Below are 12140 nucleotides of genomic sequence, written 5' to 3'. Positions count from 1 at the left end.
AAGTCCCCCGTTGTCTTTTATGTTTTTTCAATAAGATGCAGCTGCACCCCTTGTTTGGTTAAGGTTTCGGCATAGGCATCCGGTATGCCTGTGTCGGTCACCAGCGCATGGATAGCGCTGCTGGCGCAGATTACGTGAAAGGCCTTCTGGTCAAATTTCGACGAGTCTGTCACCACAATAATTTCACTGGCGATGTCACACATCAGCCGGTTTAAGCTGGCTTCCTTTTCGAAGTGAGTGGTTAAACCTGCTTTTAAATCAAAGCCGTCTACCCCCAGAATCAGCTTGTTAAAGTTGTAATCCCGCAGGCTTTTTTCAGCGATATTGCCGTAAAAGGACATCGACTTTTTGCGTAATAAGCCGCCGGTCAGCATCACTTCCACTTCATCGCTTTGCGCCAGCTCCATCGCGATATTCAGACCATTGGTCATCACAATCAGGTCTTTATGGCCGGTTAAACTGGCCGCCACCTGCTGGGTGGTGGTGCCTGAATCCAGGATCACCCGGTCGCCGTCCCGCACCAGGGCCGCCGCGGCTTCCCCCAACTGTTGTTTCAGTGCGGAATAACAGCTGCGTTTTTCTTTTAACGACAACTCGCGGCTCAGCTCCGAATTCACCATGGCGCCGCCGCGGGAGCGCACCAGCAGTTTTTTCTGATCCAGCATCGCCAGATCGCTGCGAATAGTGACTTCCGATACCAAAAAGCGGTCAGCCAGTTCTTTCACTGACACTTTGCCCTGCTGCTGGGTCAGCCGCACTATTTCCTGTTGTCGTTCAATGGTGTTCAGGTGGTCCATAGCTAGTTCCGTTTTGTTCAGATGCGCTGAACATACCACGCTGCCTGTGCTTTCGAAAGCTTTCGAAAGTGACCGGCTGTACCCAATATTCTTTGTTTTCAGTGTTGGCGCGCTTTGCAGCCCGAAACCAGTGACGGCGCCCGACTTCAGTTTTAAACAGCATGGCAGATATTGAAAATAAATAAAAGTTTTTTTGTGCTTCGTTATTGATCATTGTTTGAAATTAACGCTATAAGTAAATAATCGAAAGTTTCCAATGTTGTGAATTCTTTCGGTTAGTCGCAAATAAAAAAGCGGTCACGCACAGCGAACCAGCACAGAACAGCAGAGAATGGGGAGAGTCATGAACACAAAATTACAGCCAGCTTTAGTCAGCCTGGCCATCGCAACCGCCTTAGCGGCAGTGCCAGCCTGGGCACAGCAGGACAGCACGGCAGCAACCAGTGCCGAACAGAAAAAAAAGCAGGCCGACGACAAAGAGGTGGAAGTGATCCAGGTCTCTGGCATTCGCAGCAGTATTAAAGAGTCGTTGTTCCAGAAGCAGAACGCGACCAGCGTGGTGGATCTGGTGGTGTCGGACGATATTGGCAAATTCCCGGATGAAAACCTGGCGGAAGCGCTGCAGCGTATTCCGGGCATTACCATTACCCGCAATGGCGGTGAGGGCCAGAATATTCTGGTGCGGGGCTTAGGCGGCGGTTATAACGTGACCACACTGAATGGCCGCAAGCTGGCGTCTGAATACGCGGGGCGGGATTTTAACTTTGACACCATCGCCTCTGAGCTGGTGAACGTATTGAAAGTCTACAAGTCGCCGGAAGCCCAGCTGCCGGAGGGCGGTATTGGTGCGGTGATCGACATTGAAACCCGCAAACCTTTGGATCAGGATGGCCTGACCTTGTCGGCGTCGGCCAAAGGCATTTATGAAAGCCGCACTGAAGACACCCACCCGCATGCCTCATTTATCATTGGCCAGAACAATGACGACAACACCTTTGGCGCCTTGTTTTCGGCCGTCTATTCGAAGAAAACCCTGAGGGCAGATACCTATTCAGCCGACGGCTTTTTTGACGAAGACGAAGGCTGGGGCGTCGACAGCGCCGGTGTGCCTGTGGATCAAAATGGCAACGGCGTGATCGATGAGGGCGAAATTTTTGCGTCCAAGATCCCCAGTTATATGTATTTTGCCAATGCGCAGGACGTGCGTGAGCGTTTGGGCGGCACCCTGGCACTGCAATGGCGGCCCACTGAGCAGCTGGATATTAACTTTGACGCGCTGTACTCGCGGTACAACACTGACGGTCACCGCTATCAGATTGGTTTTGTCAATTACGGCGAAGAATGGACACCGGGCACTCCTGTGTTCAGCGATGCGCTATTCGACGAGATGGACAGGGTGGTGAAGATGCGCCAGACCGGTGAAAACACCATGGTCGAACTGCTCAATATCAGTACACCACGCAAAACCGACACTTATCAGCTGGGCCTGAATACCAAATACCAGCTTACCCATGAATGGACCCTGTTGCTGGACGCGGCGCATTCGCAGGCCAAAGATAAAAACGCCGGCGATAACCGCTTTATTGTGGCCCGCGGTTTTGTCGATTCCATCGACATTGACTACAGCACAGGCCATAAATTACCGGACGTGGTGATTGGCCCGGGCCTGACCGCCGAACAGGATTACGGCGCGCATTACAGCTACAACTCCGGCACCGGCGTGAAAGACGAAATCAACGATTTGAAACTGTTCGCCGACTACCAGCCCGAACAAAGCTGGTTCAGCAAACTGAGCACTGGCGTGCAGTATGTGGAGCAAAGCAAAGGCCAAAACCAGTTTGCGTCCGCCAACCCCAGCCAGTTCAGCCGCGGTGGTTTTTACCTGACCCGCGACGGCTACAGCTTTGACAACAGCACTGTGTTTACCAAAGGCGAATTTGAACTGTTTAAGATCCCTTCGTCTGTGTTTGTACCAGCCAACTTTGATAACTTTCTCGATGGCGAAGACAGTATTTCCCCCGAGCCTTGGCCAAGTTTTGATTACGACAAGCTGATGGAGTACTACCGCAGCCTGAACGCCGCCGCGGCCGACAAGTCGATTGTGGCCGTGCAAAACAAAGCGGGCAGCTACGAAGTGAAAGAAGCCGTCAGCACAGCTTATGTTGCTTTGACGCTGGAACCTGAGCTGTGGGGCATGCCGTCTAAGCTGAACCTGGGGTTGCGTGGCAGCCGTACTGACGTGACCTCCAGTGGTTTTGGTTACGACTTAAGCAAGGTGCAGCTGGACAGCACTGGTCAGCCCATCAATAACGACTGGCGTGCCGTCACTGCCGTCAGCTTTAAGGACAGCTACAGCGATATTCTGCCCAGCCTGAACTTTAAGCTGAACCTGCAGGACGACCTGATCTTCCGCTTCTCCGCTGCCGAAGTGTTAAGCCGTCCGTCTTTGTATTACCTGCGCTCCTGGATGGCGCCGAACTTCACCACCCGCGAACAAAACCTGCCAACGCTGGCAATGGGCAACCCAGGGGTGGAGCCGGAAAAAGCCCGCCAGGCCGACATCACGCTGGAATGGTACTATGCCGACAGCAGCGCCCTGAGCGGCGGGATTTTTATCAAGGATATTCAGTCCTTTATTTCCGAGCAGAAGTTTGCCGCCAATGTGATGGGCACAGACTACCTGGTGACCACAGCAGTGAACGAAGGTTATGGCGCCAAAGTGACAGGGTATGAAACGGCCTGGCAACAGTCGCTGGATGAATTATTGCCAGAACCCTGGAATGGTTTTGGCTGGCAGCTGAACTACACCTATGTCGACAGCAGCTATGACGACCCGGAGCTGAAGGCGAAAAACCTGCCGTTCCAGGGCATGTCAAAAACCAGCTACAACGCCGTGCTGTATTACGAGCAGTATGGTCTGCAGGCCCGCTTAGCTTACAACTGGCGTTCGAAGTTTGTGTCCAACCCGGAAGCCTGGGGTGGCGCCGCCTGGGTGGCAGATTATGGCCAGCTGGACGCCAGTGCCAGCTATGACCTGATGCCCAACCTGACGGTGTTCCTTGAAGCAACCAACCTGACCAACAGCCGGTATTGGGGCTATATCAAACGGGATGACCAGGTGAACTACCTGGAACGTTTTGGTACCCAAGTGGCTTTTGGGGTACGGGGTAGCTTCTAACCCGGTTGGGGGGCAACCAAATTGGGGCCAGAGTCGTACTCTGACCCCAATTTTTTTGAAATGGGCCCAGGCGGCCGCTGTTGAATTTGCCAAATGGCTTTAGCGACTTTTTCGGCAAGCCCTAAAAAAAATGCCAGTCAGCTGTACTGACTGGCATGGAGTTTTTTAGGCTGTTGGTTGTGATCAGGCCTTGCGGCGTCTGAATGCCAGCAGGCCAAGCAGGGTTGTCCACAGCAACGGCATACTGCCGGAATCCTTTTTCGCGGTCACTTCCAGGTTAAAACTGACACTGCTGCTGGCGCCAAGGCTGTCCGTCACAGTCAGTACCAATTCGTACTGTCCTGCGTCCATTCCTTCTGCGGTGATAATGTCGGCTGCACCTGTGCTCTGCACATCTCCGACCGCCAGCAACTGAGCGCCGCCATTAAGGGTGACAGATTTCACTGTGGCACCTTCGCCCAATACTGAGGTCGTAAAGCTGGCGATGGTGGCCACTTTATCCTGTTCCACAGTGGTCAGATGCTGAGTGAAATTGATCTGCGGCAGTTCCGCTTCATTGGTCAGATTGACTGTGATTTGAACAGGCTCAGAGGTGACACCACCTTCCTGCTCAGCAACCACCGTCAGGCTCAGTACCGGGGCGGTTTCAAAATCAGGATTGGCCTGGGCCGTCAACCGTAATTCTCCGGCTGGCGACAGGCTGAACCAACTGGCTGCCGGGCCAGACAACTGATAAACCACCACAGGACGTAATGCATTGGCCTGCACAGTGCCTACCAGGGTGTTGGCGCCAGCATTTTCAGAGATGACAAAATGTTGCGCTGACACTTGAGGTTTGACATAACGCACCGCCACCACTAATGGGTCATGGTCAGAAGAGCGATACGGCGTTGGTGCAAAGAAGTTGGCTTTGGCCTGCTCTGATTTGTACTCTTCGTTGTAATCCAGAATGGTTGGTTCGTCGGCGTTGATATGCCACTCGGTAATATCGGCAACCAGGTCCTGCAAGGCGGCATTGGCAAAAGCATGATCCAGACTGCCCGCTTCGCCGTCATACGAATAGGAGTACTGGTTTGTACCGTGGAACGCCTGGCTCAGTTCAGTAAAACCTGCGTCAGCAAAGGCGTGGATCGGGTCTTCCTGCAGGTAGGCGTTGATATCACCCAGCAGCAGTGTGGGTAACGACGCTGCGCTTTGGCCCTGTGCTAATGTGGCCTGGGTGGGGTTACCGCTTAACCACTGGCTCAGCTGTTGTGCCGCCAGCACCCGGTAGGCATTCCAGCAGCCCTGACCATCGCCGCTGTCGGCATTGGCTGCATCAGTTTGCGCATTGGGGCAACTGCCTTTGGACCGCAAGTGGGCCACCACCAGTTGAATGGTCTGGGCGGACACCTTATGCCGGAAGCTCTGCGCCAGTGGAGGCCTGTTGCCGTAGTGGAAGGGTTCAGCAGTGGTAAAAGCGGCAGTGCCGGTTTCTTCGACTTTATCTTTGCGGTAAATAATGGCAGAGGTAATGGCGTCAGTGCCAATTTGCTCGGCGTCAACAGCCACATAAGCCCATTGCTCAGCACCGGCTTTGTCGTTCAGGCCTTTGACTAAATCAGCCAATGCACTGAACTCGCCAAAACCATCGTTTTCAATTTCCAGCAAACCGACAATATCGGCATTCAGCGCGGTTAAAGCGGCAATAATTTTGCTGCGTTGTTTGTCGAACTCCACCGCAGTGCTGGCACCACGGGACGTTGGGAAACCACCGCCCTGACCGTCACCATTAAAGTAATTCAGCACGTTAAAGCTGGCCAGCCGGAAGTCGCCTTCCTGGCTGAACACAGGGTGTTCTGTGCGCAGGTTTTTGGCTTCAAAAGTCAGGGGGCTGACCGGAAACAGACGATAGGCGCTGAAACCGTACCCCAGCACCGCCGTCAGCGGCTGCACCTGATCACCGGTACGCAAGGTGTTGTGAGCGGTTAAGCCTGGTGCAGGGTAAGGCTGGTCTATATTCTGCAGGTTGGAACCATCGTCCAGCACCAGCCGGTCCAGCGCATTGGCGGCTTGTACGGCTTTGGCGGCGTCGCCAGGAGCGGCAACCTGGGTTGGAGTCATCAGGCGTTTGCTGGATAAGGTCACTTCGTTGTAGCGGCCCAGACCATAGTTGTCACTGATTACCAGCGACTGCGAAGTACGGACCAACATGCCTTCCAGTGCCTCAAAGCTGTTGGCGCTGGTCTGAGGCAGGCTGATGGCTACGGCGTCCGGTACTGTCGCAGTGCCGCAACTGCTGATGGCTTCCAGTTTGCCCAACTGGGTCTGCCCATAACTTTCTTCGACCACACCGCTGACCCGCACGAACTGGCCTGGCTGAACCTCAGTCGTCAGGCTATTGGCAATAAACATACCTTCCGAGGTGGAGGCATCGGCGTCGTAACGGGCTGGATCCTGCTGCAGATAAAAGCCACCTAAACCTGCGCTGCCTGGCATGGCTGCCGTGACAATACCTTCAACACTCAGGGTGGTACCCACCAGAGGGGAAGCCATGCCGCTGCCTTGCACGGCGGAAATCAATGTGACCGCGTCACCGCAATTTCCATGTGCATAAGGGGGTTCGACGCTGCCGCCACCGCCAACACCGTTATAGAGGCCAAGATCAGAAAAATCATCAATAGGGTAAGCATCATAGGACAGCGCGACATCAAAGGCATCATCAACAAGGGTATCGCCTGTGGTGATCGAGGATTTGCGTCTTAATGTCATATTGACGGTGGAGACTGAACCTGAGGTCCAGGCTGAAGTTGGCCGTTCACCAACCCGGCCCAGACTGTCGACCACTGTGCCATTGGCTTTTAATACCAGGGCGTCATCGCCGTTGTAGTTCAGCGCTTTTAAGCTGTCCGCTTTGGCTTTTAAAGCGTCGTTGGCTGAAGTGTGGGCAATGACGTGTAAAGCAGCGGGTGCCAGAGTGCCACTCAGGCTAATGGCCGGGCTCAGGGCTGTGGTGGAGCCATTGGCATAAAGCTCCAGTGTGTAGCCGGATAAATCAACGGCTGTGCTGCCAAGGTTAACCAGCTCAACAGCTTTGTTGTTGCTGGAGCCTTCCACATACTCAGAAATAATGACTTGCGCCACAACGGGCAAAGAAAGTGCCTGTGCCACTGCAATAGCAGCCAGGGTAATAGGTTTGTGCATGGGTACGCCTGTAACTCTATTGTTAAAAGTGGGCGAAATACATTACACAGATTGTGTTTAATTACAATGAGTTCATGGTGAAGTTTTGGTTAATATTTTGATGTTTTTTAGCTTATTCAAAAGGGCAACTTTGTTTGCTACTCAGTAACTGAGCTGTGATCTGTTGCAGCTTTGCCTGCTCTGCAGTTGAGCCGGGCAAGCTGCTCTGTTCTGGCAGCAGTTCGGCACTTTGTCCTGTGATGACCTGATACAACACATAAGCGCTGAGTAAAGAACCCAACGCATTGGCGTGATTGCCGTCATTGCTGTGCAGTCGCGGCACACCGGGCTGAAGCAGGGCCAGATCCCAGACCGGGCCTACCGGAGCCACACAGCTCGATTGCTGCCGGGCTATGCCCAGATGCAACTGATAGACCCGTTGACCCTCTGCGGTGTCACCATACTGTGGGTGCTCGGGAAACAGAATGGTCTGGCTGTTGGCGGCTTTGCCTCTGTGCAGCAACAACTCCGTTTCGCCGGTCGGGTAATCAACAGTGCCGGATTGCGAGTATTTTTGCCCTTGCAGGATTAAGTGAGTCCAGCCACCCTGGTCAATCTGTTGCAAGGCGCTGCTGCTGGCTGCTGCACTGTCCAGAAACACAAAACCGATAAAACTCAGTTCGTTGTCAGTTCCCGGTAACCCCAGTTGCAACAGGCGGCTCAGCTGCGGCGCCACACCAGACGCATGGCTGTTACCAATCAGCAGTACCCGGATTGGCCGTGCCTGCCGTCTGTCCGGCACGCTCAGATTTCCGGCCGCAGGTGGAATCTCCCCTGTATCAGGCACAGGCAGCTGACCTGTTCCGGCAGACGGACTGCTGCCACCACAAGCCGACAACACCAAAGCGGATAATCCCAGCACCCACTGCCGTAACTCATCACCTTGCATACACACATCTCCAGTCAACACCTGATTGCAGACTAAACTGCGGTTGCAAAGCGTCGACAATAAAGTAACAATCTTTTAATAATGAAATGGCAATTTCAAATAAAATCATAGGTTTATGATGGACTATCAGATAGGTGCTGTCCGGCTGCATCAGCGCAGCGCACAGTTATACAAAGAGGGACAGCGGCTGCACTGTGAACCCAAAATTTATGCGCTGCTGTTGTATCTTTGTCAGCAGCCCGACAGGGCTGTCAGCCGGCAAGAGCTGATGGAGCAGGTCTGGCAAGGCCGTATTGTCAGTGACGCGGCGGTCAACCGGGCTGTCGCCGAACTGCGCAAACTGCTGGAAGCCGACCCGAAACATCCTGTGTATCTGCACACTGTCAGTAAGCTGGGTTATCAGCTGACTGGGGTTCAGCCCTGCCACGAACGACCGCCACAGGTTATAACGCCAGTCAGAACACCGTTCATTGGACGGGGGATGGTGCTGCTCATGGGGTTGCTTTTGCTGGTGCTGCTGATTGGGTTCTGGCCCCGCCAGACCCAGCAGTACAGGCTTTTTGGGGCTGAACCTGTCACCCGTCTTGGGGGCGAAAGCTTTAAAGCGGCCCTTCAGGGGCGGGAGCGACTGTTTTTTTTACACAGAGCGGCGGCAGACAGGCCGTCACAACTGTGGGTACAGCAGGGGACTGAGGCCAAGGCGCTGACGTCTGACGCTTACCTTTATCTGGATTTTGCGCTGATCAGTGAGCAGCAGGCAGTCGCGTTGCGCTGGTCAAATGAAGAAGAGCGTGACTGCGAGCTGGTCAGGCTGGAGCTGACCACAGGTCACAGCCAGCCGTTGAGCCCTTGCCCTCGGGCGTCCGCAAACCAGCTGGCTTATGCAAAAAAATCGGGGTGGCTGTTTTTTAATGAAAGACCCGATATTTCAGCACCTTATGCCATGCATGCGCTGCATCTGGAAACGGGGCAGCGTCGCCAGCTCACCCAGCCCGTTGTGGCAGGCAATGGCCTGGGCGATTACCTGTTTGCCTTGTCGGCGGCAGAAAACGAGCTGCTGGTGCTGGAATACCTTGACGGCCAGACGGTGGTGCTGAAACAGCTGGATGTGCAGGGGCGGCTGGTGCGGCAAATGCCTGAGGCGCTGGCTCCCACGTCGATGCACTGGGTTTTGCCGGATCAGGTGCTGCTCACCACGGCGCAGGCTGTGTATTTGCTTGGCCTGAACGATGGCGGGTTGCAGCTGTTGACGCAGGAGGCCGGCTGGTCGAGGTTTCGAAGTGCCGGGCCGGATCTGTTGCTGGCAGAGCGTTTTGATTACCTGAGTCAGATAGTGGCCCAGACATTCAGTGGGGATGTGCTGCCGCTGTACCCGCAAGGGGCGGGACGTTACGGCAACCCGGCGCTGAGCCCGCAAGGAACGCTGGCCTATGTGGCCAGCGACAGCCAGGGCCTGCGCCTGCTGCGACAACCTCAGGGAGACACTGCAGTGCCCTGGCCCGCACCGGAGCCTTTGCATTTTGTGTCAGCGCTCAGCTGGTCTGCCGACGGTGAGCAATTACTGATGGCCGCCAATGACAAATTGTTTCTCTGGCAACAAGAACGCTGGCAACAACTGGGTGCACAGTTCAGTCAGGTGCATTACGCGGCTTTTTCTTCTGACGGCGCTGTGCTGTTCAGCGCATTGCAGCAGGGCATCTGGCGTTTATTCCGGCTGGAGTCTGCGGCTCATCAGCCAAAACTGTTAGCTCCTCCTGAGGGGTACAGTGTGCAGGGGCCGGACCACCAAGGCTATTACTACTACAGCACTTTTTCGAAACCAGGCCTGTTTCGCTGGCGCCAGGGCCACGACGCTGAACTGATGGTGGCGGATTTTCCAGTGCATGGCTGGCGTCACTGGCAGCTGCAGGGGCAGCAGCTGTTGGCGCAGTACCAGGGAAGCTGGTGGCTGCAACAGCTGGATAAAGGCGCACCGCAGCGGCTGCATGCACAAGGCAAACAGTGCCGCCTGCTGGGTTCAGAGCAGCTGGTCTGTGAACAAAGCAGCCACCAGCAAAGGGCGATTTGGTCCTTAAAACTGGGTGCTGAGTGATAAAGCGGCCAGGGGGGACTGGTGTTGGGCCACCATGCCAACCAGGGCTGTGTACAGCAGCATAGGCAGCAGGGTGTAACGCAGTATTTTGCCTTCCTGCTGCTGCAATTTCACCACGGCACAGGCCGCCACTATATTCACCACACAAATCATATTGCCGGCATTGGCGCCCAGCATTTGCAGCGCCAGCACCAGATTGGCTTCCAGCCCGGCCTGTTGGGCTATTCCCAGCTGCAACTGAGCAAACATCAGGTTGGAAAATGTGGCGGAGCCAGCAATAAAAGAGCCCAAAGCACCAAGTACCGGAGCGCACCAAAGCCAGAGCTGCTGCAGGTGCGCTGCAGCCCAGTCGGCCAGATAAAGTGGCATGGCGGGCAAACCGGCCAGGTTCTGATCGGAATGAATAAAGATCCGCACCATAGGCACGGCGGTGGCCAGGGTGAGGGCCGCTGGGCCAATTTTTTGCAGGCTCTGCCAGCCTAAGGTGGCAAACTGAGGCAAGGCAGCGCGGTTTTTCGGTAAAAACACCAGCACTGTGAGAACAAACAAAGTGCCGGGCAAATACAAGGGCTGCAGACTGGTGGAGATGGCAGTGCCAAGAATGGTGTCAAACTGCCACTGATAGCTTTGCAGCCAGTTTTTCAACGGCAACTCGGGCAAGCGGCTTGCGATCAGCAGGCTGATCAGGCACAGATAAGGCAACCAGGCCGTCAATAACTGGCGTGATGTGGTGTTGCTGGTGTTGTGCTTCGGCTGGCCTGTTTTAAAGGCGAGCGCCAGCAACAGCATGGTGCTGAAGGACGCCAGTACGGTCGGAAACTCAGGCCCCAGAGTGCGGGCGGCCAGCCAGGCACTGAACGCATAAAGCACACCGCAGGCCAGCGCCCAGGGCAAGGCCGGCCAGAAATAGCGCCAGCTTTTTTCAGCACTGAAACAGCGGCAATAGAGCGCCAGCATATAGACAGGGATCAGCGGGGCCGCCAGCAAATCAATAGCAGCGGCCTGTACTGCAATGGCATTGACGGCCAGCGGAGCGTCCATGCCCTGGGCAATACCCACCAGCACCGGGGTGCCTATGGCGCCAAAGGATACCGGCACTGAATCGGCAATCAGCGCCAGAATGACGGCGGCCAGAGGCTGAAACCCAAGGCTGATCAATAAAGGGGCCGCTATGGCGGCTGGCGTACCAAAACCTGCGACCCCCTCCAGAAAGGCGACCAGCAAAAAACCAACCAACAGCAGTTGTTTTCTCGGGTCTGGCGTCAGTTGGCAAAAACTCTGCCGTATCAGTTCAAAGCGGCCCTGCAGCTGCAACTGATGCAACAGCAACATGGCGCCAAAGACTATCCATAACACCGACAGGGCGATCAGCCAGCCTTCCAGCACCGCAGCGGCCAGCTGCAACCAGGGCATCTGCCAGACCAGAACGGCCAGCAACGCCGTTCCCAGCAAACCAATACACATGGCAAGACGGGCAGAAAGCTGCAACAGCGCCAGCAATAGCAGAATGCTCAGCACAGGAAAAAGCGCAGTGGCCAATTGCAGGGCAGACATAGAAAATCCTTTTCCCGGGGGTTTTCATTAAGGTAACGGCAGGAAAAGCCTGTGGAAAGTGCTTTGTGTGTTTTTTATGCACCGCATTGAGCCTGATCAAGCACAGACGCGGCGGGCCAGTTGCTGCTTTTTTGTGCCATCACACCCAGCCGACCAGATTAAACTAATCTGCTGGCTGGACATTAACAACAAAGCTCCATAAAATGCCCAGCGTCGCGCACCCATAGCTCAGCTGGATAGAGCGCTGCCCTCCGGAGGCAGAGGTCTCAGGTTCGAATCCTGATGGGTGCGCCAAACAATCAAACCGCCATTCGGCGGTTTTTTTGTTTGTTGTATCCACAGATTTGAACCTTTTTCGACAAAAACGCTGGGAGCGTTTTTGGACAGCTTTAGCTGGCCTGCGAAGCA

6 protein-coding genes and 1 tRNA gene are annotated in these 12140 nt (G+C 54.9%); 3 read left to right on the top strand and 4 right to left on the bottom strand.

Annotation, left to right across the window (positions count from 1 at the left end; genetic code table 11):
• Positions 1-17: 17 nt before the first annotated feature.
• Positions 18-797, bottom strand: a complete 780-nt coding sequence (gene agaR, locus WKJ04_RS09955) for a transcriptional repressor AgaR (RefSeq protein ID WP_337880287.1) — start codon at positions 795-797, stop codon at positions 18-20.
• A 343-nt stretch (positions 798-1140) separates the two neighbouring features.
• Here agaR and WKJ04_RS09950 point away from each other — a divergent pair, with 343 nt between their 5' ends.
• Positions 1141-3975 (top strand): TonB-dependent receptor, encoded by a 2835-nt coding sequence (locus tag WKJ04_RS09950; RefSeq protein ID WP_337880286.1) that lies wholly within the window; start codon positions 1141-1143, stop codon positions 3973-3975.
• 183 nt (positions 3976-4158) lie between these two features.
• Here WKJ04_RS09950 and WKJ04_RS09945 read toward each other — a convergent pair whose 3' ends face one another.
• Positions 4159-7158 carry an ExeM/NucH family extracellular endonuclease gene (locus tag WKJ04_RS09945; RefSeq protein ID WP_337880285.1) on the bottom strand — a complete coding sequence of 1000 codons (3000 nt, stop codon included), beginning with the start codon at positions 7156-7158 and terminating at the stop codon, positions 4159-4161.
• A 112-nt stretch (positions 7159-7270) separates the two neighbouring features.
• Positions 7271-8086 carry a hypothetical protein gene (locus tag WKJ04_RS09940; RefSeq protein ID WP_337880284.1) on the bottom strand — a complete coding sequence of 272 codons (816 nt, stop codon included), beginning with the start codon at positions 8084-8086 and terminating at the stop codon, positions 7271-7273.
• Positions 8087-8201: 115 nt separating this feature from the next.
• Between WKJ04_RS09940 and WKJ04_RS09935 the strand changes: the two genes are divergently transcribed.
• Positions 8202-10178 (top strand): winged helix-turn-helix domain-containing protein, encoded by a 1977-nt coding sequence (locus WKJ04_RS09935; protein WP_337880283.1) that lies wholly within the window; start codon positions 8202-8204, stop codon positions 10176-10178.
• Here the strand turns inward: WKJ04_RS09935 and WKJ04_RS09930 are convergent.
• The gene (locus WKJ04_RS09930) at positions 10158-11732 is read right to left on the bottom strand and encodes an L-lactate permease (protein ID WP_337880282.1); all 1575 of its coding nucleotides are present in this window, start codon (positions 11730-11732) and stop codon (positions 10158-10160) included. The genes WKJ04_RS09935 and WKJ04_RS09930 overlap by 21 nt on opposite strands.
• Positions 11733-11949: 217 nt before the next feature.
• Here WKJ04_RS09930 and WKJ04_RS09925 point away from each other — a divergent pair.
• Positions 11950-12026 (top strand) — tRNA-Arg (locus WKJ04_RS09925).
• Positions 12027-12140: the final 114 nt, after the last annotated feature.

It is taken from the genome of Rheinheimera sp., from assembly GCF_037442345.1.
Lineage (GTDB): Bacteria > Pseudomonadota > Gammaproteobacteria > Enterobacterales > Alteromonadaceae > Pararheinheimera.
Note: the sequence above shows the minus strand (reverse complement) of the source record. Positions and strands in the feature narration are given on the sequence as shown.

Coding starts and splice junctions, on each gene's coding strand:
- agaR (WP_337880287.1), bottom strand. CDS start 797: ATGGACCACCTGAACACCATTGAACGACAACAGGAAATAGTGCGGCTG.
- WKJ04_RS09950 (WP_337880286.1), top strand. CDS start 1,141: ATGAACACAAAATTACAGCCAGCTTTAGTCAGCCTGGCCATCGCAACC.
- WKJ04_RS09945 (WP_337880285.1), bottom strand. CDS start 7,158: ATGCACAAACCTATTACCCTGGCTGCTATTGCAGTGGCACAGGCACTT.
- WKJ04_RS09940 (WP_337880284.1), bottom strand. CDS start 8,086: ATGCAAGGTGATGAGTTACGGCAGTGGGTGCTGGGATTATCCGCTTTG.
- WKJ04_RS09935 (WP_337880283.1), top strand. CDS start 8,202: ATGATGGACTATCAGATAGGTGCTGTCCGGCTGCATCAGCGCAGCGCA.
- WKJ04_RS09930 (WP_337880282.1), bottom strand. CDS start 11,732: ATGTCTGCCCTGCAATTGGCCACTGCGCTTTTTCCTGTGCTGAGCATT.